Source organism: Acidiluteibacter sp., from assembly GCF_055129545.1.
This window is the reverse complement of sequence record NZ_JBSRUB010000026.1, coordinates 1-21,873: the sequence shown is the minus strand read 5'-3', so window position 1 is coordinate 21,873 and position 21,873 is coordinate 1. Positions and strand designations below refer to the sequence as shown.

23 protein-coding genes are annotated in these 21,873 nt (G+C 35.5%); 19 read left to right on the top strand and 4 right to left on the bottom strand.

Annotated elements, in window-relative coordinates; translation table 11 throughout:
* Positions 1 to 9: 9 nt before the first annotated feature.
* The 7 genes from rluF (at position 10) to ACTB0X_RS12545 (ending at position 7,940) form a co-directional block, all read left to right on the top strand.
* Positions 10 to 738 (top strand): 23S rRNA pseudouridine(2604) synthase RluF, encoded by a 729-nt coding sequence (rluF, locus tag ACTB0X_RS12575; protein WP_463025385.1) that lies wholly within the window; start codon positions 10 to 12, stop codon positions 736 to 738.
* Positions 739 to 893: 155 nt separating this feature from the next.
* The gene (locus ACTB0X_RS12570; RefSeq protein WP_463025384.1) at positions 894 to 2,402 is read left to right on the top strand and encodes a sensor histidine kinase; all 1,509 of its coding nucleotides are present in this window, start codon (positions 894 to 896) and stop codon (positions 2,400 to 2,402) included.
* An 84-nt stretch (positions 2,403 to 2,486) separates the two neighbouring features.
* On the top strand, positions 2,487 to 3,083 hold the full coding sequence (locus tag ACTB0X_RS12565) for a DUF975 family protein (protein WP_463025383.1): 597 nt from the start codon (positions 2,487 to 2,489) through the stop codon (positions 3,081 to 3,083).
* A gap of 41 nt (positions 3,084 to 3,124) precedes the next feature.
* A complete protein-coding gene (locus tag ACTB0X_RS12560; RefSeq protein ID WP_463025382.1) occupies positions 3,125 to 3,718 on the top strand; it encodes an RDD family protein in 594 nt (197 codons plus the stop codon).
* Positions 3,719 to 3,726: 8 nt separating this feature from the next.
* Positions 3,727 to 4,104: a hypothetical protein gene (locus ACTB0X_RS12555; protein WP_463025381.1), complete on the top strand. Its 378-nt coding sequence runs from the start codon at positions 3,727 to 3,729 to the stop codon at positions 4,102 to 4,104.
* 70 nt (positions 4,105 to 4,174) lie between these two features.
* Entirely contained in the window at positions 4,175 to 5,704 is a 1,530-nt protein-coding gene (locus tag ACTB0X_RS12550; RefSeq protein ID WP_463025380.1) for an FMN-binding glutamate synthase family protein, read from the top strand.
* 43 nt (positions 5,705 to 5,747) lie between these two features.
* Complete coding sequence (locus ACTB0X_RS12545; protein WP_463025379.1) at positions 5,748 to 7,940, top strand: B12-binding domain-containing radical SAM protein; 2,193 nt, start codon at positions 5,748 to 5,750, stop codon at positions 7,938 to 7,940.
* Here ACTB0X_RS12545 and ACTB0X_RS12540 read toward each other — a convergent pair.
* Positions 7,926 to 9,242 carry an alginate O-acetyltransferase AlgX-related protein gene (locus ACTB0X_RS12540; protein WP_463025378.1) on the bottom strand — a complete coding sequence of 439 codons (1,317 nt, stop codon included), beginning with the start codon at positions 9,240 to 9,242 and terminating at the stop codon, positions 7,926 to 7,928. The two genes, ACTB0X_RS12545 and ACTB0X_RS12540, sit on opposite strands and share 15 nt — an antisense overlap.
* Positions 9,242 to 10,663 carry an MBOAT family O-acyltransferase gene (locus ACTB0X_RS12535; RefSeq protein WP_463025377.1) on the bottom strand — a complete coding sequence of 474 codons (1,422 nt, stop codon included), beginning with the start codon at positions 10,661 to 10,663 and terminating at the stop codon, positions 9,242 to 9,244. The genes ACTB0X_RS12540 and ACTB0X_RS12535 overlap by 1 nt, the downstream gene beginning before the upstream one ends.
* Before the next feature lie 212 nt (positions 10,664 to 10,875).
* On the opposite strand from ACTB0X_RS12535, the gene ACTB0X_RS12530 reads away from it, so the two are divergent.
* Positions 10,876 to 11,076: a hypothetical protein gene (locus ACTB0X_RS12530; RefSeq protein ID WP_463025376.1), complete on the top strand. Its 201-nt coding sequence runs from the start codon at positions 10,876 to 10,878 to the stop codon at positions 11,074 to 11,076.
* 11 nt (positions 11,077 to 11,087) lie between these two features.
* Complete coding sequence (locus tag ACTB0X_RS12525) at positions 11,088 to 11,735, top strand: hypothetical protein (protein WP_463025375.1); 648 nt, start codon at positions 11,088 to 11,090, stop codon at positions 11,733 to 11,735.
* Between the two features lie 53 nt (positions 11,736 to 11,788).
* On the opposite strand, the gene ACTB0X_RS12520 is transcribed toward ACTB0X_RS12525, so the two are convergent.
* Both ACTB0X_RS12520 and ACTB0X_RS12515 read right to left on the bottom strand, forming a co-directional pair.
* Positions 11,789 to 12,139: a DUF202 domain-containing protein gene (locus ACTB0X_RS12520; protein ID WP_463025374.1), complete on the bottom strand. Its 351-nt coding sequence runs from the start codon at positions 12,137 to 12,139 to the stop codon at positions 11,789 to 11,791.
* A 12-nt stretch (positions 12,140 to 12,151) separates the two neighbouring features.
* On the bottom strand, positions 12,152 to 13,915 hold the full coding sequence (locus ACTB0X_RS12515) for an SLC13 family permease (RefSeq protein ID WP_463025373.1): 1,764 nt from the start codon (positions 13,913 to 13,915) through the stop codon (positions 12,152 to 12,154).
* Between the two features lie 143 nt (positions 13,916 to 14,058).
* Between ACTB0X_RS12515 and ACTB0X_RS12510 the strand changes: the two genes are divergently transcribed.
* The 10 genes from ACTB0X_RS12510 to ACTB0X_RS12465 all read left to right on the top strand — a co-directional run bounded on the left by ACTB0X_RS12510 (position 14,059) and on the right by ACTB0X_RS12465 (position 21,458).
* Entirely contained in the window at positions 14,059 to 14,751 is a 693-nt protein-coding gene (locus ACTB0X_RS12510; protein ID WP_463025372.1) for a hypothetical protein, read from the top strand.
* A gap of 128 nt (positions 14,752 to 14,879) precedes the next feature.
* Positions 14,880 to 16,163 (top strand): DEAD/DEAH box helicase, encoded by a 1,284-nt coding sequence (locus ACTB0X_RS12505; RefSeq protein WP_463025371.1) that lies wholly within the window; start codon positions 14,880 to 14,882, stop codon positions 16,161 to 16,163.
* A 326-nt stretch (positions 16,164 to 16,489) separates the two neighbouring features.
* The gene (locus ACTB0X_RS12500) at positions 16,490 to 16,873 is read left to right on the top strand and encodes a hypothetical protein (RefSeq protein WP_463025370.1); all 384 of its coding nucleotides are present in this window, start codon (positions 16,490 to 16,492) and stop codon (positions 16,871 to 16,873) included.
* A gap of 92 nt (positions 16,874 to 16,965) precedes the next feature.
* Positions 16,966 to 17,394 carry a MarR family winged helix-turn-helix transcriptional regulator gene (locus ACTB0X_RS12495; protein WP_463025369.1) on the top strand — a complete coding sequence of 143 codons (429 nt, stop codon included), beginning with the start codon at positions 16,966 to 16,968 and terminating at the stop codon, positions 17,392 to 17,394.
* 39 nt (positions 17,395 to 17,433) lie between these two features.
* Positions 17,434 to 17,886 carry a RidA family protein gene (locus ACTB0X_RS12490; protein ID WP_463025368.1) on the top strand — a complete coding sequence of 151 codons (453 nt, stop codon included), beginning with the start codon at positions 17,434 to 17,436 and terminating at the stop codon, positions 17,884 to 17,886.
* Positions 17,887 to 17,984: 98 nt separating this feature from the next.
* On the top strand, positions 17,985 to 18,395 hold the full coding sequence (locus ACTB0X_RS12485) for a DOMON domain-containing protein (protein ID WP_463025367.1): 411 nt from the start codon (positions 17,985 to 17,987) through the stop codon (positions 18,393 to 18,395).
* A 26-nt stretch (positions 18,396 to 18,421) separates the two neighbouring features.
* Positions 18,422 to 18,850, top strand: coding sequence for a nuclear transport factor 2 family protein (locus ACTB0X_RS12480; protein ID WP_463025366.1), 429 nt, complete (start codon positions 18,422 to 18,424; stop codon positions 18,848 to 18,850).
* 140 nt (positions 18,851 to 18,990) lie between these two features.
* Positions 18,991 to 19,842 (top strand): hypothetical protein, encoded by an 852-nt coding sequence (locus ACTB0X_RS12475; RefSeq protein ID WP_463025365.1) that lies wholly within the window; start codon positions 18,991 to 18,993, stop codon positions 19,840 to 19,842.
* Positions 19,843 to 19,845: 3 nt separating this feature from the next.
* Positions 19,846 to 20,199 carry an MmcQ/YjbR family DNA-binding protein gene (locus tag ACTB0X_RS12470; protein ID WP_463025364.1) on the top strand — a complete coding sequence of 118 codons (354 nt, stop codon included), beginning with the start codon at positions 19,846 to 19,848 and terminating at the stop codon, positions 20,197 to 20,199.
* A gap of 275 nt (positions 20,200 to 20,474) precedes the next feature.
* Complete coding sequence (locus tag ACTB0X_RS12465; RefSeq protein ID WP_463025363.1) at positions 20,475 to 21,458, top strand: trypsin-like serine peptidase; 984 nt, start codon at positions 20,475 to 20,477, stop codon at positions 21,456 to 21,458.
* The last annotated feature ends 415 nt before the right edge of the window (positions 21,459 to 21,873 follow it).

Sequence of the window (21,873 nt, the reverse complement as noted above, 5' to 3'; positions counted from 1 at the left end):
ATCTCATCCATGGAAAACAGCTCGTCTACTCGAATCAATAAGTACCTCAGTGAAGTTGGCTATTGCTCACGCAGAGCCGCAGACAAGTTGATTGAAGAAGGACGAATCACCATCAATGGGAAAGTGCCAGAAATGGGCACTAAAGTCGTTGAAGGTGATGAAGTTTGCGTGGATGGCAAATCAGTTATAGCTCCTAAAGAAAAACCAGTTTACATTGCCTTTAACAAGCCGGTAGGTATTGTTTGCACCACAGATACTGGAGTAGAAAAAGACAACATCATTGATTTTATTAATTATCCAACACGTATTTTCCCAATTGGGAGATTAGATAAACCTAGTGAAGGATTGATTCTACTGACCAATGATGGAGACATCGTGAACAAAATTTTACGCTCTCGAAACAACCATGGGAAAGAATATATTGTGACGGTCAACCGACCAATCAATCCATTTTTTATTCGAAAAATGAGCAATGGGGTCCCTATTCTTGACCAAATGACGAAGCAATGTTATGTGGAACAGCTAAGTACCTATGAATTCAAAATTATTCTAACTCAAGGGTTGAATCGTCAAATTCGTAGAATGTGTGATTATTTAGAATATCAAGTCACCAAATTAAAGCGCATCCGTATCATGAACATTAATCTGGATGTTCCAGTGGGAAAATGGCGAGATCTGACCGAAACAGAATTAAAAGAACTCAATATTATGATTGCTGATTCTGAGAAAACGATCTAGGAATAAATTATTTTTTATTGAAATAATCCATATTTCTTTGAGGTTGTAGGTGTATTCTTGACACTACTCAAAGTCAAACAGCAAATATTATTTATGAAAAAGAAAATTTATAATATTTAATGTATAAATTAGTCCTTATTAACTACTTAAGGACTATGCTTCGATACTCAAAACCATACATAGAGCGCTTTTTACTTGGAACAATACTATTCATTTCAATAATTGCAATGATTGGTTGGATCCTAAATATTCCATTTTTAGTTAGTTTTATTAATGGGAGTGTCACTATCAAATTCAACACTGCACTACTCACTTTTTTGATTGCAATTTGTGCTGCTTTGGATATCAAAAAGGGGAGGATAAATAAACTAGCTACTGTTATACTCGTTGGATTTGTGTTTCTATTCTCTTTCCTTTCATTGTTAGAATATTATTATCCAATAGCGCTAGAATTAGATAACCTTTTTATTGTAGACACGATTTCTCCCAATATTAGTGGAAGAATGTCACCCGGCACCTCTGTCTCATTTATTCTTACCTCCTTGGGAATCACCTGTAGTTTAATTTCCAAAAAAGGAGAGAACAGAATATGTAGTGCATTCTTCTTTACAGTGCTTGTGATTGCTTTTATTTCAATCATCACATTCGTCTTGTTTATTCCCATTGAACATAAGCTCCCATTCTTTCAAACTATGTCTTTCCCTACTACGTTGATTTTCTTATCTATTTCAACGTTAATGATGTTTAAATATCCCAGTATTGCATTCAAAAACATTGTTAACTTGAAAAAGGTTGGAAGTAGACTATTTTGGAAATTTATCCCCCTAATTATCCTTTTCCCTATTTTAATCAGTTATTCTTTACTCTATTTTTCTAGTGAAGTCAGAATGAATATAGACTTTGGCATAGCTTTAAGTACCATTATTTTCATCTCTCTTTCTGGAATCCACTTGATTTATCTAAGTATTCAGTTAAATGATTCAGAAAACAAAAGAATTATTTTGGAAAAAAAATTATTCATCTTAAAAGAAAATGAAATTAGGATAACCCTGCTAAAAGAGACGCATCACCGCGTAAAAAATAATTTTCAAATAGTAAATAGTCTATTGGGTTTACAATCAAACAAAACGAATAACCTTGATCTAAAAGTCATTTTATCCGATTGCCAAAATAGAATTCAAGCCATTGCTTCATTGCATGAATCCATCTATGTGACTGGAAATTTTGAAGTGGTTAATCTTGATTACTTCATTAAGAGTATTGTGATTAATCTTATTGAAATCCATTCAGATGGAAATACAATTGATTTAGACATTAACATTCCAAACATTGACCTCGATATGAAGTATGCAATGCCGCTTGGTCTAATCATCAATGAAATCACTACAAATTCATTAAAACATGCATTTGTAGATCAAAAAAAGAGAATAATTAAGTTGCATTTAAATTTGTCTGCTGATTCGCATTTTGAACTTTCAATTGGGGACAATGGCATTGGTAATGATAAAATGAAAGGAGAATTAAAAAATCCTGAAAGCATGGGTGGAGAATTAATCACACTATTTACCGATCAATTAGATGGAGTAATTCATGTTGAAAATAAGAATGGATTAACGTATCTCCTTTCTTTCAACGTGAACAATTCACAACTTAAAATTGCCTAACATACATGCTAATTTCTGATCTAAACTTCTTGTACTTTTCACTTTTTGTACTATTTTAGATTTCTCAATCCAAACTGATTTATTATGAATGCATCAAACAGCGAAATCTCAAATCAAGCATTACAAGCATTAAAAGGCAATTGGGGACTAGCGATTGCTACTTATGTAGTCTATATTATAATTATTGGAGCTGTCGGGGCAGTCCCTATATTTGGACAAATTATTACTCTAATTATTGCTGGACCATTTTCAATTGGCGCCGCTATTTTTGCAATTTCATTATCAAGAGATAAAAATCCAAACATCGAACAGATTTTTAGTGGATTTAATCGTTTACCGCAAGCAATTGTAGCCTACATTTTAATGGTAGTATTTATCATTCTATGGAGCTTATTATTGATTATTCCAGGAATTATTGCAGGAATTTCTTATGCCATGACTTTTTACATAATGGCAGAAAATGAAAGTATTGGTGGCATGCAAGCCATTGACAAAAGCAAAGAAATGATGAATGGATACAAAATGAAGTATTTTCTATTGTGTCTGCGTTTTCTTGGTCTAGGGATTTTGTGTATTTTGACTTTAGGGATCGGTTTCTTTTGGTTAATTCCATACATGCAAATTTGTACTGCTAAATTCTATGATGATATAAAAGGTAAACAAACAGAAAGTTATTTTTAACCATAAAATCAATTCAACCTAAGTTTCATTTAGCTATTATAATGACTAGAGAACAACACCTCACCTTTTGCAAGGTTTGTATAAACAAGTCCTTTCATAGAGACAAAGGCATTACATGTAGCTTAACCAATGAAATAGCAGCCTTCGAAACTTCTTGTGAAAATTTTGAATCAACTGCTCGTTTGGAATCTATCAATACTGATTTGAATACCAAGCAAGTTAACGCATTGGATTTAGCAAGTAAAGAAAAGCGATTCTTAAATTACTTGATCGACTTGGTAGTTCTATACTTATTAAGTATTGTTATAGGATTCATTATCGGAATCTTGTGGGGAATCATTTCGCCAGAAACCGTTGATGCAATCACAGAATATGAGAAAGCACTGGGTTATGTAATCGGAGCCATTGCCATTTTAATTTACTATACGATTATCGAATACCTCACAGGTAGGTCTGTTGGTAAATATTTCACTAAAACTAAAGTGATTGATTTAAATGGAAACCTTCCTAACTTTAATAAAGTATTTATCCGCAGCATTTGCCGAATTATTCCTTTTGAAACATTTACTTTTTTAGGGAAAGAAGGCAGCGGGCTTCATGACAAATTATCCAAAACTAGAGTAATCAACAGTTAATACATCAAATGAAAATCTTACCGATCTATTCAATACTATTTTCATTATTAATTAGTTGTGACAAAGTAGTGGTAGATCCTCCAATAAGTTGCACAGAAGAATTCAGATTTATAACTGTAGAAATCGATGGTGATTCATTAACTGAATTCTATACCGTTAGAAAACTCAATAGCGACACGATTCGTCCTCAATCAAACACTCCACTATTCGAGAACAGCTACGAAGTTTTAAATGACTCCTATTCAAGTATTCTAAAAAACAAATCGGAGTCATTTCAATTTGTTGGAAAAATAAATGATAGCACTCAGGTTCAGTTAGAATACGAAATAGGTGCCGACGATTGCCACATTTATAAAGTCGCAGGCCCCTCCTTTCATCAGTTGTAAGATTTTAGTAAATTGAAATTCCAAATTAAAGGGATTAACTACATTTGCCGAATATTCAATTCAACTGATTATGAAAAAAATTGTTCGCTTTTTCATTGCTATCGCTAGCTTTTTTACGTTTGCCTACCTCCTAATTTTCTTCCCAATTCCAAGTATTGTAGGAATTGCCGTTATTATCACTGCAGTTGGAGTTTACGATTTAACCCAAAAGAAACATACGATTTTAAGAAACTTCCCTATTATCGGACACTTTCGATATTTACTAGAAGGAATTGGACCTGAAATTAGACAATACTTTATCGAATCAGATACTGATGGAAAACCATTAAATAGAAATCAACGAACGTATATCTATTCTCGTGCAAAACTTCAGATTCCGACTCACCCATTTGGAACGGAGACAGATTTACAGAAAGACGGTGCTGAGTGGACCATGCATTCAATCTATCCATCAAAATTGATGGCTGAACCACCGAGAGTTAAAATCGGAGGAAAAGAATGCAAACATCCTTATGATGCAAGTATTCTAAATATATCAGCAATGAGTTTTGGCTCCATGAGTAAAAATGCAATCATGGCACTAAATAAAGGTGCTCAAGGCGGTGGTTTTTATCACAACACAGGAGAAGGAAGTGTCTCTGATTACCACCGAATGGGAGGAGATTTAGTGTACCAAATTGGAACTGGATACTTTGGGTGTCGTGCTGATGACGGTAACTTCTCTGCAGAAAGGTTTGTAAAAAGTGCAGCCATTGAAACCGTTAGAATGATAGAAATTAAACTATCTCAAGGGGCAAAACCAGGACATGGGGGAATGCTTCCAGCTGCAAAAAACACAGAAGAAATCGCCAGAGTTAGAGGTATTAAACCTTGGACAGACGTTCATTCTCCTTCTGCTCATACTGCTTTCAACTCAGCTGAAGGATTGTTACAATTCGTGGCTCAATTGCGTGAATTATCAGGTGGTAAGCCAATCGGATTTAAACTATGTATCGGAAATACCAAAGAATTTGAGGCCATTTGTGATGCGATGAAAACTTCGGGTATAATGCCTGACTTCATTACTGTTGACGGTGCTGAAGGCGGAACTGGTGCTGCTCCAATTGTATTCTCAGACCACGTTGGGATGCCATGGGAAAACGCATTGGTTTTTGTGGTAAAAACGTTAAGAAACTATGGCTTGAAAGAGGATATTAAAGTCATTACTTCAGGTAAAATTATCGATGGTTTTGACATTTACAAAGCACTTTGTTTAGGGGCAGACATTTGCAACTCAGCAAGAGCAATGATGTTGGCGATAGGATGTATTCAGGCATTGGAATGTCACAAGAACACCTGCCCGACTGGTGTAGCGACCAATAACCCAAATTTATTCAGAGGCTTGGTTGTAGAAGACAAGTGGCGACGCGTCACCAACTACCAAAAAAGTACGGTGAAAGATTTCTTGGAAGTATTTTCTGCTGCAGGATGCACTAAATTAAGTGACCTGAACAGTGATATGATTTTTAAACAAGTGAATGGAAAAGCCGTTTCCTTCTCCAATATCTACCCAGAACTGGTTGAATCCAGAAAAGCGAAAGAATTAGAATTGATGAATTAGAACCAACAGCGTTATTCATTTTCATTAATCCATTTTAAGCCGATTGAAAGAACTTTTATTAATTACCCCTCCATTTACACAATTAAATACGCCGTATCCTGCTACAGCCTATCTAAAAGGATTTTTGAATACAATTAATAGATCTTCACTTCAAGTCGATTTAGGTATTGAGGTAATTCTAGCACTTTTTACTTCCAATCAATTGGAATCTATTTTCAATAGTGCATCCACTGCCAATCGAATTTCGTCGACTAATTGTAAACGAATTTATTCATTGCGAACAGACTATTGTCAAACGATTGATGCCGTTATCTCCTTTCTTCAAGGTAAAAACCCCACATTCGCTCGTTTAATTTGTGGGGGTAACTTTCTGCCAGAGGCATCTCGAATGCAAGCTGCAAATGACCTTGATTGGGCCTTTGGTGAAATGGGAATGCAAGATCAAGCCAAGCATTTAGCCACATTATACTTGGAGGACATCTCCGATTTTATTGTAGAATGTGTGGATGAGAACTTTGGTTTTAGCCGATATGCTGAGCGATTAGGCAGAAGCGCTAATAGCTTTGATGAACTCTACCGTGAATTGCAACAACCGTTGTCTCTTGTGGATGAATTAACAGTTAAAATTTTGCACCAAAAGATTATTGAAACTACCCCGCAATTGGTGTGTTTTTCGGTTCCTTTTCCAGGAAATCTATTCAGTGCATTTCGATGTGCACAATACCTCAAAAAACACTTTCCAAATCAGAAAATTGCCATGGGTGGTGGATTTCCAAATACAGAATTGAGAAGCCTTACCGATGTGAGAGTATTCGACTTTTTTGATTTCATCACCTTGGATGATGGAGAAGCTCCAATTGAACAACTTTGCAATTTAATAAAATCAAAAGATGCTGATTATAATAACCTAAAGCGGACTTTATTAAAGCAAAACAACAAGGTTAATTACATTAATAATCCGTCGATAAAAGATTATAAACAAGCTGAGGTCGGAACCCCGGACTACACCGACTTACCGCTCAAGGATTACATTTCTGTTATAGAAATTGCGAATCCCATGCACAGTTTATGGAGCGATGGCAGGTGGAATAAACTAACCATGGCGCACGGCTGCTATTGGGGAAAATGTTCCTTCTGTGATGTCAGTTTGGATTACATAAAAATCTACGAACCAGTTACGGCTCGTTTGATTGTGGATCGCATGGAGGAAATGATTAAAAAGACTGGTGAAAATGGCTTTCACTTTGTGGATGAAGCGGCACCGCCGGCATTGATGCGCAGTATTGCATTGGAGTTAATAAAGCGTCGAGTTTCGGTGACATGGTGGGCGAACATACGCTTTGAAAAAAGCTTTACTATAGATTTATGTCGATTGTTAAAAGCCTCAGGTTGCATCGCCGTTTCAGGTGGTTTAGAAGTAGCCTCTGACCGGTTATTGAAACTGATTGAAAAAGGAGTTACTGTTTCTCAGGTAGCACAGGTAACAGACAACCTCACTCAATCAGGCATAATGGTGCATGCCTATCTGATGTATGGCTATCCCACTCAAACGATTCAAGAAACGATAGACAGTTTAGAAATGGTTCGGCAGTTATTTGAAGCCGGTGTATTAAAATCGGGTTTCTGGCATCAATTTGCCTTAACTGCCCACAGTCCTATTGGATTGAATCCTGAAGCCTATGGCATTGTACCAGAACTAAAACCCATTACATTTGCAAACAACGATGTGGCTTTTAAAGACAAAACCAATATCGACCACGACCAATTCAGTTATGGTCTAAAAAAGTCATTGTACAATTACATGCATGACATCGGCTTTGACTTGCCGCTGAACCAATGGTTTGATTTCAAAACACCACCGCCAACAATAGCAAAGAACTACATATCAAATTCTTTGGATACCCAAGATATTTGGACCATAAAACCAACAGCAAAAGTCGTTTGGATTGGAAATGCTCCTGAACATCATATAATTACCAGAACAAAAAAGGGAAAGTCTTTTGAAAATATGGAGTTGATCATCCACAGTAAGACGGCTCAAAACAAGATTTATTTGAAACCAGAAGAAGGTAAATGGGTGATCGAAACTATTGCTAAAATTTCTATTTATCAGCCAACCTCGTACACTTTTCAGCAATTAAAGATTGATTTCGAAACAAAATTTGATCATTTTGAATTATTCTGGCATTCAAAACCAATGCAAGAGCTTCGGGAAATAGGTCTACTCCTGCTCTAGTGATTTCGATTCCTCCATGAACAACATGTATTCAGCATGTGCCTGAATGTTTTCATCTAAAGAAACTCCTTTCTTCTCAGCATCCTCTTTGACCAACTGCAGCCAATCAGGATTATTTAAAATGCTCTTTTTTGCCGCAACGAGTTTTAGTTCTCGATCTGTATTCGGATGATTGCTATAATACTCAAACAACTCATCAATAAACCCATAAGCGAAATTGGGTAAATTTCCTTCAGTGAATAACAACATCACAACTTGATGTGTCCTAATTTCATTTATTTTATTCAAATCACTCAATTTCCGCTCCTCAAAACCAGGCTGGTATACCAAATTGTTGTAAAACCAAAATTGGGAATTATTGAATACATAATCAGTCACTTCATGGCCATACATTCCCCAGTAATAGCTATCGCCGATGGTCAACACCTTGGTTCTCTCATCAACCCCTTCAAAATCGAACGAGAATTTAGGATACGCCATTCGATTGGGTTTTAAATGAAATAATAAGTTCATTCCCAACTCAATGTCATTGTCAGCAAAACGAGATGTATCAGACCATTCAACTGATTCTATCACAATTTTTGGGAGCGGAGTCTGCCGCACATCAGCTATAAATCGACTGATGGAATCGGCCACTATCATTTCTCCATAATGAGTCCAATGTGTTCCACCTTTTGGATAAAGTGGATAAGTCGTGGTGTCCTTCATTTTTAAAAACCACCCATTTACATCAATTGTCAATAAGTTTTTTTGTTGCAATGCGTTCAGATACCGTTCATAATTGGTCGTGTCCTGCTTTTCTGCCAAACGAGAGTTTGGAATGTATTCCGGGTAGTAAAAACCTTTCCCGGGTGCGATCACGTTAACTAGGTCGATCCCTTCTAGTTTTAATTGCTTAGTAATATATTCAAGCTTCTTTACCTTTTCCGCGATGATTTCTTCTCCAACAAAATCCGTCCCTAAATAAGACCTGACATACTGTTCTTCAAACAAATACTTCTCCTTCCCGATTACTACTCCATTGGCTCGTGCCACTCCAAATATGGAATAAGCAAATTGGTTGTTCAAACGAATCAAGTAATTTCGAAACCCAATGTTCTCTTCAACATATCGTTGTCTCTTTTCTTGATATTCTCCGCTAAACCAAGCATCAAAAGTTAGTTCAGGCTTTGCAGTATTTACATAATAACCATTGAGGTATCCTTTTTCGAAAATCTTAAATTTCCCTTGAATGCGAAATACAAACAGGAATAAAATGATTCCAGCAAAGAGGACTTTCTTGATATGTTGATGCTTCCCCATTAGAATCTAAAATAAATAAATGGGTTAAACTTAGCAGCAGTAATCGCCCCAAGTGAAATCATGAACAATAAGCACGAAAAACCAATGATGACAAAGTATTGAGGTAAAGAATACGCTTCTCTTTCGTAAATAAAGTCTTGGATTCTTTTCCCCACCTTAAATGCTGCGAAAAATGAAAAAACGAGGGCTACAATTCCCATTTCGAATGCAAAAGGAATTAGTCCTGGTTGATAGTACTCACTAAAATCAAACATTCGTTTCAAATAGAGGATTACTTCGCTAAAATCCTCTAAACGAAATAATAACCATCCAAACATCACCACAATAAAAGTAAAAAGGATGCTGATAAATGATCCTAACTTTTCCAATAACTTCACTAAAAACAAGCGATCTAAAATCAAAAACAAACCGTGGTAAGCTCCCCACAACACGAAATTCCAAGAAGCGCCATGCCACAGACCAGATAATAGAAACACAATCCATAAATTGAGGTAAACCCTAGATTTAGAACTCATTCTATTTCCACCCAAAGGAATGTATAAATAGTCGCGCATAAAGGATCCTAAAGTGATGTGCCACCTTCGCCAGAACTCAGAAATATTCTTTGAAGCATAGGGCGAATTGAAGTTTTCGGGAAAGTGAAATCCCATCATTTTACCCAAACCAATTGCCATGTCGGAATAACCAGAAAAGTCAAAATAGATTTGAAGTGTATAAGTTAATATTCCAAGCCAAGCAGCGGCGTAATGCAGCGTTTCTAGATCGGATGTAAAAATCGCATCGGCCTGCTGCCCCATCACGTTTGCAATCAACACCTTTTTAGCCAACCCAATACAAAACCTAAAAAAACCTACCAACTTGTCGTCTATGACTTCTTTTCGATTGGTAATTTCATCTGCAATTTCATTAAATCGAACAATTGGCCCAGCAATCATCTGAGGAAACGACATGATATACAGCAAGTAATCGGACAGTTTATTTAAGGGTGCATGTACTTTGCGGTACACATCTATACTGTAGGTTAACGTTTGGAAAGTGTAAAATGAAATCCCGATGGGTAGAATCACTTTTGTCCAATGAATGGTAGAACCACCAAAAATAGAAAGCAATTCATTTACATTATCAATGAAAAAATTGGAGTATTTAAAATACAACAGCAAGCCCAAATTGATAAAAACAGAGGTAAATAATAAACCGTTTCGAGTGGATTTAATGGTGGAGGAAGCTAATTTCTGAACGATGTAAAAATCGATGATAGTAGAAGCTAAAATGACAAAAATGAATTTTGGTGCTCCCCAACTATAGAATAAAATACTAGCTAATAAAATGATCCAATTCTTAAGCTTTACGCCTACCAAGTGATAGATGAGCAAAAAGATGGGGAGGAAATACAGTAAAAATATACTGCTACTAAAAACCATTTATGAAGCGTTTTTTATTCGATTGCAAATTAATCTAATTCTATTCAATTATCATCCATATAAATCGAATAAAGGAAAGAAAGTGGTCACTCAACGAAAAATTGGCGGCAAAGGGCTTCATTGCGACCAAATAATTACCATACTATTTGAAATAGTTATACTTTCGCAAAAAATATAATCGTCAGAAATGACACCATTTTAAATCAACCAAAATGAAGAAAACCTTTTTAATTGCAAGTTTATTTGCAATCGTTGCTGTAGGATGCAACCAAGCTGAAGAAGTTAAAGAAGAAGTAGTAACTGAAAACACAATGGATGCTGCTACAGATTCAGCAATTACTGCATTGGATGCAGCAACTGAAGAAATCGAAGCATCAGCTGCTGAATTAGACAATGCATTAAACGAACTTTAAAATATACATCGATGAAAAATACATTAAAAATAACTGTTTTAGGTGCAATGATGATGGTTTCTTCTTTCACTTTTGCTCAAATGAACATTGGAAAAGAAGCAGAACAATTAAGAAAAGCGACTGAAGTAGAAGTTGAAAAAACGAAAAAGCAAGAAATAATTGACAACGCCAAGACTACAGGTAAAGAAGTAATGGATAAAGCGAAGGTAAAAGCTGAAGAAGTTGGAAAAGAGAAAATAGAAGTGGCTAAAGTGAAAGCTGAAGCAAAAGGAAAAGAAGTGGTAGAAAATGTAAAAGGAAAAGTTTCTGGTAAAAAAGAAGAAACAACGACGGTTACAGAAACCGCAGAAACAACCAATACTGAAGTAATGGAAGAGACTACTGAAGTAGTTGAAGAAATGGAAACTGTAGCGTCTACTCCTGAAGAGAAAAAAGCAGCTTCTCAAGCAAAATTAGAAGAGTCTGTGACTAAGAATGAAAGCAAAATTGATGCAGCAAAAACAAAAATAGCAGAAGCTATTGCAAAGTTGGATGCGGCGAAATTAGCTGGAACAATAACTGAATCAGAATATGTTGCAAAAAATGAAAAAATAGAAAAAGCAAAAGCAAGTTTGGAGCAATTGACTTCTAAGGTAGCGAATGCAAAAAGCATGTTGTAATTAACTATACGATTCAAAAAAAGGGGCTAAAATCATAGATTTTAGCCCCTTTTTTATTTGTCTTTTTCTACTTCTTGTTCTTTTAGTTCCATTTGAAGTTCCATGTCTCCATAGAAATCTTTGAGCTTGATATTGAGTTTATGGTATCTAAATATTCCCACTATCAAAATAATCACCGTAAGGGTTAAAGAAGTGTATCCTAGGAATTTAATTTGCTCAAATCCTTCTAATTTCAAGAGCGCAATTCCACCTAACAACAAATACAAAGAAGCCCGAATATAGGACAGCAGTGTCCGTTCGTTGGCTAACTTGGTTCGTTCCAAGGCTAAAAAATCACGCAAAATAATGTGCTCTTGATTTTTAAAGGTAGATCCTAACTTTGGTATTATTTTATTGATTTTCATCAGACTATTGAATTAAAAAGGAAAAAACAAAGATATTATAAACGAAGCCGCAACCCAAATAATGATATTCAGCGGTGTCCCAATTTTCAAGAAATCATTGTATTTGTAATTTCCGGGTGCATACACCATCGTATTGGTAGGGTAACTAACTGGTGTCATAAAAGTGAGTGAGCAAGCAAACATTACAGCCACTAAAAAAGGTTTGTAACTGACCTCCATAGCTGTGGCCAAACTAATGACAATGGGAGCCATTAAAGCCGCTGTGGCTTTACTAGACAGGACATTGGTAGATAAAAAAGTAACTAAAAATATTGCACTTAGGGTGATTCTAGGATCTAATTCGCCCAATTGTTCAAATACGAAACTCGATATGATATCAGCTCCGCCAGTTTTTTCTAAAGCTGTTCCCATTGAGAGTACTCCAGCCATCATAAAGATGACCTTCCACTCTATGGCTTCATAGGCTTCTTTGGGTTTGATAATTCCAGTGGTTACCAATAATAAACAACCAATCATTCCACTCATTAAAATAGTGGTGATTCCGGTTGCAGCAGTCGTTACCACACCTGCAGCAATTAAAAGCGCAGGAATGGCCTTTCTTAAATTGACTTTCTTTTCACTGTATTCGGAAAGCATAATCAACAATTTATCTTGAATACTTTTATTGACACTTGATTTAGAACCGTGCACCAAAAGCATGTCTCCTTCTTTAATTATAGCGAAAGATAAATTGTCGGTCATGGTTTCTTCTCGCCTTTTAATCGCAATAACTGAAAAGTGTGAGCGATGCCCCAAATTCATTTCTAAAATAGTACTCCCAGCCAATAGTGATCCAGCGGGTACCATCATTTCATAAACCTTTTGTGAAATATTGCCCTCATCTTTGTGGTTTGCATTCCCAATTACTTTATAAGATGATTGACTTTTAAGCTCTGCCAAATGATTGGGGCTGATTAATATTCTTAAAATATCTTGACTCTCGATTTTATCTGAATTTGCAAAATCTTTGATCCAATGTTTATCTCTCAAAATCCCTAGAATCTGAACATTGTATTCTCTATGTAATCGACTCTTATCTATGTTTAAACCAATGTCCTTATTGCTTGCTAATATTTCAACTTCAGTAATGTAATTCTCCGTTTGCTTCAAAAGGTTTTCATCCTTAAGCTTTCGTTTCGGCAATAGAATGGGACTAAAAATAAAAATAAAAGCCAATCCAATCCCCATTAAACAAAGGGCAGGCAAGCTGAACTCAAACATTCCAAAAGGCTCTAATCCACTTTTTTGGGCAATACTACTCACTAAAATATTCGTAGAAGTGCCTATTAACGTGCATGTTCCGCCAAACAAAGCCGAAAAAGAAATGGGAATCATTAGTTTTGAGGGAGCGATACCTGTTTGCCGACATACTGAAAGCGCCAAAGGAATCAAAATTGCGACTACAGCAGCATCGTTCACAAAGGCCGAAAAGACCGCAGAAATAGAACAGAATAAGAGAAGTGCGACCATGTAATGGATCTTGGCTAACATCACAATCTTGGAACTCAAGCTGTCGATCAATCCGGATTTAAAGACGGCAGCACTCACCACAAACATACAACCCAACGTTATCGTAGCCGGGTGATTAAACCCTGAGAACCCCTCTTCAGGACTCAATACTCCAGTGACGATAAACATCGCCATAATCAGGATAGAAGTGGTGTCTATACTAAAATAGTCTTTGACAAAAAGGAAGATACTTACTGCAATAATTGCAACAGTGAAATACAAATCCATAGAGCAGTTTTATTAGTGTATGAAAATAAATAATATTTTGTTGCTAAATCAAATCTGATTCACATTTACAAAAGTTATTCCCAAGAATAAATTCAAAAAAATGCTATATCTAAATGATGGCGTAATATTTTATAAATTTGAACATGCTCCAATACATCAAAAACATTACTTCAATTCTATCATTTATGATTGTGATGCAATCGTGCTCCTACTATGTGTCTAATACAACTATGCCAACCGCATTTAAAGATAAAAATGATTTTAGTGCAGGAGCAACAATTAGCGCACAAGGTGCATTTGCAAATCTCGCTTATTCCCCAATTAAACATATATCGGTCAACGCTCAAGGAACCGCCGCACGAGGAAGCACTCACTTTTCAGGTGGAATTGGTGGTTACTACTCTATTGATGAAGAATTTGGAATAGAAGCTTGCGTTCAATATGGATTGGGAAATTTTGACTGGGGAGATCCAATGAATGGAATGAGTGAGCCCTCTCAAATAAATTTAGCAGTTGGAAATCTCCAACAAACCAATTCCTTATTTTCATTTAACTTTTATTTAAAGAATTGCGATATTTTATCTCTAGCCTTGGTTCATCGATACCTAGATGTAAGCTTCGATAGAACAAATTATGATGATCCAACAAGAGGATTTAAAGTAAAAAGAAATCAATTTCAGATGTATGGTGCACATCTCATTTATCGAAAACGACTAATCGATCAACTCAACTTAACAGCAAAATTAGGCTATGAGGGAACTAATTCAGAAGACACGTATTATACCTACAATCCAGTGTTTTTAAGAGTAGGTTTAGAATTTCGTCTATCCAAGTAATAATAAAAAATATAACTCCTTAATTAATTTAGTTGTTTCTGATGTAAAAGTGGTATCTAAAAAGTTCAAAATCGCAACAAAGTATTATTCCAAACAATCCACTTACCTTTGCGGCTTAATAAACATATATGACATTCAAAGAATTAGGGGTTATCGAACCCATTCTAAAGGCTTTAGACGCCGAAGGATATACACATCCTACTCCAATACAAGAACAATCAATTCCAAAACTGCTCCAAAAAAGAGATTTATTAGGTTGCGCACAAACCGGAACAGGAAAAACTGCCGCTTTTACTATCCCTATATTGCAGCACCTTTTTCAAGAAAAAGGCAATCAAAACAGAACACGACCAATTAAAGCGTTAATCATTACTCCTACTAGGGAATTGGCTTTGCAAATTGGCGAAAGCATTGTGAGTTACGGAAAACATACCGGACTAAGAAGCACTGTAATTTTTGGTGGCGTAAAACAAGGAAAACAAACCACCGCTCTGAGCCAAGGCATCGATATTTTGGTGGCAACACCTGGTCGTTTATTGGATTTAATGAACCAAGGATTCATTAACCTTAATGGCATCGAATACTTTGTATTGGATGAAGCCGATCAAATGTTGGACATGGGTTTTATCCATGACATCAAGAAGATTTTGGCCAAATTGCCTACCAAAAGACAATCGTTATTTTTCTCTGCTACTATGGCACCCGCTATCGTAGAATTGTCGAATAAAATATTGGGTAACCCAGAAAAAGTAACCGTGAAGCCAGAACAAGCGACTGCTGAAAAAGTAGAGCAAGGCGTTTACTTTGTAAGCAAAGGCAATAAAGTGAAATTGTTGGTTCATTTGATCAATCAGAAAGATGCGAAATCTGTTTTGGTATTTTCTAGAACCAAGCATGGCGCCAATAAGATTGTAAAGCAACTGGCGATGGACGACATTACTGCTGAAGCCATTCACGGGAATAAATCACAAACGGCTCGTGTGAAAGCACTGACGAATTTTAAAGAAGGAAGTACCAAAGTGCTAGTCGCTACTGATATTGCTGCTCGTGGTATTGACATCGACGAATTAGAATTGGTAGTGAACTATGACTTGCCAAATGTTCCAGAAACGTATGTTCACCGAATTGGCCGTACTGGTCGTGCGAAAGCAAGCGGTGTGGCGATTAGTTTTTGCGACGGTGAAGAAAGGCCTTTCTTAAGAGACATTCAGAAACTGATCAAACAAACAGTTCCTGTGATCGAAGATCATCCGTTTCCAGACGATGGTAAAGTGATTGAAAAAGAAGAAAAAAGACCGCCACAAAATAGAAACAGAGGTCCTAAGAAACCGTTTAGAGGTGGCAATAATAGACCAAAGCAACAGTCTTCCAATCGAGATGGCAATCAGCCTAGACGGAGAAGAGAGGATTAAATTTTCGCTGCGCTGTTAGAGGTTAGAAGATAGAAGTTAGACCGCTGCGCTGTGAGAGGTTAGACTTAAATTATTGAATCCACTTTGAAAAACTCTGTGAACTTTGTGTCTTTGTGGTTATTTTTAAATAAATGAATCAGTCAATCAATCAATGAGTCAATTAATTATTGAATCTACTTTGCGAAACCTCTGTGAACTTTGTGTCTTTGTGGTAAATTTAGAGACTAGAAGATAGAAGTGAGACCATTGCGCTGTGAGAAGAGAGAGAATAGAGCGCTGTGCTTTATGAAAAAATACAGAATACCAATGAAACCAAAGAGTAAGATATGATTGTTGCCAAATACATCGTACTGCTTTTTGGTTTTTTCATTATTTCAATGGGGTTTCTCATGTTATTGAATCCAAAAAGAGCGAGAGCAACCTTGCAGAAAGCTGGCAGTACCAATTTTATCAATTATACTGAAATTACGCTACGATTGATTCCTGCCATTGCATTAATTATTGCGGCTCCCATTTCTAAAATCCCATTATTCTTCGAGGTATTTGGTTGGATCATGACTAGTACCTCTCTCCTATTGTTTTGCATTCCTCGCAGATGGCACCACTCTTTTTCACTGAAAAGTGCCGAAATTCTGAAGCCTATTTATTTCAGATTGATTTCACCTTTTGCCATTTTAGGTGGTGGATTTATTATTTGTAGCGCTCTATAAATCATTAATTTAAAAAAATAAATACTTCCAAAATAAAAATAATTTCAAAACAGTTGATATATCAATTGTTATTTATATACATTTGCAGCGCGATGAAAACAATAGAAGAAGTAATCTTATTTCAAATTGAAAAAACAAGTAAAATATCTAAAATATATTCCCAAAAGGAATTTGATAGATTACAACTTGGAATTACTGTTGAACAATGGATTCTATTAAAAATAATTGAAGAATCGACCTTGCTATCGCAAAAAGAATTGGCTAAAAAATCATTGAGAGATCCTGCCTCCATTACAAGAACTTTAGACTTACTTGAGAAAAAAGAATTAATCACACGGGCTAAAATAGAGAATAATCGAAGACAATATAATCTAGAATTAACGCAAAAAGGAAAGGAGTTTATAGCTAAATACCTTCCAGTCATTAACGAGCATAGACATCAAAGCATTGAAGGCCTTACGGTATCAGAGCTCAATTCTTTAACCACTATTCTTAAAAAAATTCAGAACAATTTAAGTTGACTTTTTTTACTTTTTAAATTGATATATCAATATTTGATTATGACAACTATAAAATACATATTAATCATCCTAAGTAGTATCCCCACATTAATTGAAGCACAACCCCAAATGATGGTTTCCAATGAGGTTTATAGTACCTACCCGTTTGGGTTTTCACAAGCAGTGCTAACTGACAATCTCATTTTTGCCTCAGGTATGGTAGGATGGGATACCAACTATCAATTAACAGGTGAAGATTTCAAATCTCAAGTAATACAAACTTTTGACAATTTAGAAAAATTTTTAACTAACAGTCAAAGTGACTTTCAAAACGTATTACACATTCGTTTTTATGTAGTTGATTTAGATGAATCAAAGTTAGGTATCATAGCAGACGAAATGAAAAAATACTATTTAGAAGAGTATAGACCCGCTACCACATTAATTGGAATAGAAAGACTGGCAAGAGAAAAACTAAAAATTGAAATCGAAATAACAGCAAAAAAAATATAACAATGAAAAATCTAATTCTATTAATCATTTTAAGCTCAACTATTTTAAAACCAACACTAGCTGACAAAATGGGCTAAAAGGAAATTGAAAAAAATGGAATGAAAGTAAGTTGGACCCATGATAATGATTCCATCACATTTACGATGTCAGCACCCACAAATGGATGGGTTACTATTGGATTCAATGATCAAGTCGAAACAACCAATTCATACCTATTGATGGGAAACGTAATCCTTGAAAAGGCGGTAGTTGTTGAACACTATACAATTAGTTCGGGCAACTACAAATCATTTGATCAGCTAAATGTAAAATCATCAGTAGAAAAAGTAAATGGAACTCAAACAAATAAACATACTTCATTGACTTTTAGACTTCCCCATAAGGCACAAAATAAATATGCCAAGAATTTAAATTCAGGAAATAAATATGTTCTTCTTGTCGCATACAGTCAAGAGGATGATTTTCAACATCATTCAATTATGCGAACCTCATTAAATGTAATTCTTTAATCATTAATTATAAATACTTTAAACCAATGAAAAATTTAAAATCAGTAAGTCTAGTTGTATTATTTCTAAGTCTATTCAGCTGCAAAGCTCAATCAGATGAAATGAAATCAATCCAACAATTAGTAGAAAATTTTGCGAAAGCAGGTGATCAATACAATACTAATCTACTAAATAACTATTTGGATGAACACTATAGAATTGTAATGAATCAGCTTTTTGGAAGTGACAAAATCTTTACTATGGACAAAAAAAGTTATCTAGAAAAAATAGAGTCAAAAGAATTTGGCGGAGATAAACGCAAAGTAAGCTTAGATCATTTAATTGTAAACGGGAATAACGCTTCGGCTAAAGTGACCATGGTTGGTGAAAAATCAACTTTCATTTCCTTGATGATTTTTGTAAAAGATAAAAGCAATAATTGGAAAATTGTAAGTGATGTCCCTACCATAAAATAATTTACATGAACCTTACTATTGAAGAGGGGATTAGTTTCTCTTTAATAGTAAGGTTTTGATATCACAATGGAAGTATAAAAAACAAGTATTTTTCTATTTGATTTGATATATTTGAATCGAATCCAACCAATTCCATTTTGATGCAACAAAACACCAATAAAGTCGCTCTAATTGTGCATGCCTGTGACCGGTATGAGATCCTTTACCAAGGATTTGAATACTTCTTTCATCAACATTGGGATTTCTCCATTTCGACTACTAATTATTTCGCTACGGAAGAAAAGACGGCTAATGTTAAGGGATTTACCAATATAAAATCAGGTAAAGGCGCTTGGGCAGATCGACTTAAAATAATGTTGGAAGAAAAGGTAGATGAAGAATACATCCTGTATCTGCAAGAAGACATGTGGTTTACCAAATCGGTGGATGGTGTGTTTATCAATGAAGTGATTCAATATGCACTTGACAATAAAATTGATTGCTTGAAGCTACACAGTTCTGAAGTTTATCAAACCAACCCTACAGGAGTTGAATTTCAGGGGCTGTCGTTGGGTCTGTTGGACAATGAACAATCTGGTTTTTTGATGTCACATCAGATTACGATTTGGAAAAAGAGTTTCTTGATACAGCAGCTCCACAAAAAAGAGCACCCGTGGAGAAATGAGCGAAAAGCCACCAAAAGACTGAAAAAACTGAATCCTGCCATTTATCAAATCGACTACTTTGCAGAAAATGGAAAAGGTGAAGTGAACCAAAACAAACGGCCTGAAATTAGAAGTGCTTACTACACCGTTTCGGTGAATGGGATGCTGGGCATCAATTACAAGCAGTTTGTCAACAAAACCTTTAGTGATACTGCTACAGCAGATTATTTCCACCAACTGAATCACAATTTTGCCAATCAGATCACGCACGATGGACAAGCAAAACCAAAAAAGCAAGACATCTTCAACAAGCTTAAAAAGTTAGTGAAAAACAAATTAAAAAAGTAAGCCATGAACATTGAAGAGTTTAGAGATTTTTGCATGAGCTTTAAAGGCGTTACCGAGTCCATGCCGTTTGACGACAAAGTATTGGTGTTTAAAGTGATGAACAAAATGTTTTGCCTGACGAACATTGAAAACTTCTCTACTATAAATGTGAAATGCGATCCTGAAAAGGCCATAGAACTGCGTGCTCAATACGATGCCGTTCAACCTGGTTACCACATGAGCAAAGTGCATTGGAACACCGTGCAATTGGATGGTTCGATTCCCATTACTCAAATACAAGAATGGGTAACGGATTCATATAACCTGATCGTGGCGAGCTTGACCAAAAAGCTGCAAGCAGAATTGGCGACGTTATAATAAAAGCCACAACGTTCTAATTTTTAAACACTCCTACTCTATTTATTGATTTTTTTGGTTTATCTTCGAATTGGAAAAAATGATTTGATGAATTGATGGTGAACATTTATCTGTTTTTACGTGTCTGCCGAGGAGGAAACACTTAGAAACGTTTAAATGACTAAATTTCATTTAGTTAACTTAAATTTAAACAATTGAAGCTTTAAGCGAAATATGTACAATAGCACTTGTACAGTTGTTAGCGACAATTAACAAATAGAATAATCAAAAATATTATGATTAAAAAGGAATACATTCAACATAATTACATCAATGATAATGAGATCAAAGATGTAAAACCAGAGAGCATTGACAGTGTTTTATATCCTATAGGTAACTTTCCCGATGCATATAGGTTGGAACCTTTAAAAAGTGATTGTAGAATTGACAAGGCATCTGCAAAATTCATTGAATTTCCAGATAAAGAATCAGAGATTGATAAACTGCTAAATCAATCTGATTATAATGACTCCAAATTAGAAGAAGCAATTAAATACGTTTTTGGACGAGACGATAGAGTTAGGGTCACTGGCTCAGCATTACAAACCGCACCTTATTCATCAGTTGGTAGAATAACCTTTAGATTTCCAGATGGAAGAAGTGGTATTGGCACAGGGTTTTATATTGGCAATGATAAAGTATTGACAGCCGGACATGTTGTGTGGGATACAAAGGTTGATAAGCCTCACTTGGACGTTTGGTTTGAGCCTCAAAGAGATGGTAATAGTTTGCCAATAGGTAGGTATAAAGCAGAAAAAATTCTTGTTTCTAAACGCTACATAGATTTTAACAGTTACTTCTTTGTTTTTGATTGGGCTGTAATTAAAGTTAGCGGGCTTATAGGGAAATTATGCCCATTGCCTGTATATGGCTCTAAGGAATTGGTTCATTCTATGTTTGGGACAATGGGTACACAGCCTCTTGAAGTAACAGGATACCCTGGGAGGGTTAGAAATGATATTATAGGTAATCAAATGTACACGCATCGAGCTAAGGGTTGGGGAGGCAGAAATGATGTGATTAGCGGTTATAATATAGATTATTCAGCTGGGCAAAGCGGAGGGCCGGTAATTACTATGTCAAACAATGGGCAAAATAAAAGAGTGATAGGAGTTGTTTCTGGAGAAGTTTCCAATATAAATGGAGCCGTCAATAAAATGTCGACAATAATGCATGACGATATTCTTGAAATATGGAAATTCGGCTTGTCAACCATTTGAATGAATCCTATAAAGCAATAGATCAATAAACTTACAATTACCAAACTAATGAAAATGTCTTTAGACATGTTTAACCTAAAAAAAAAGAAAAATAACAGTCGTTGACATTGTATATAAAAATAGCGAAAGTCCTTGCAAAAATTAAGAATTGTGCACTTTTTCAACGTCGCTAAATTTTTAAATTTGGCTTATTGAGAAAAGAAAAATAATAAGTAAAATTTAAAAAATAGGCTTGTGCTTAACCGAATGATAGTTGCTTTTTCCCGCACTGCTTTTCATATACGATGCCGTCAGACTGTCTCAAAACTCACAATCGTTTGTTGATTACAATTCTTAAACTTTATGGTTAAAGGTTTGATATTGGTTATCTTTAGGTATGGAATACATTAAAGGAAATCCTCGAGATCAAATCACG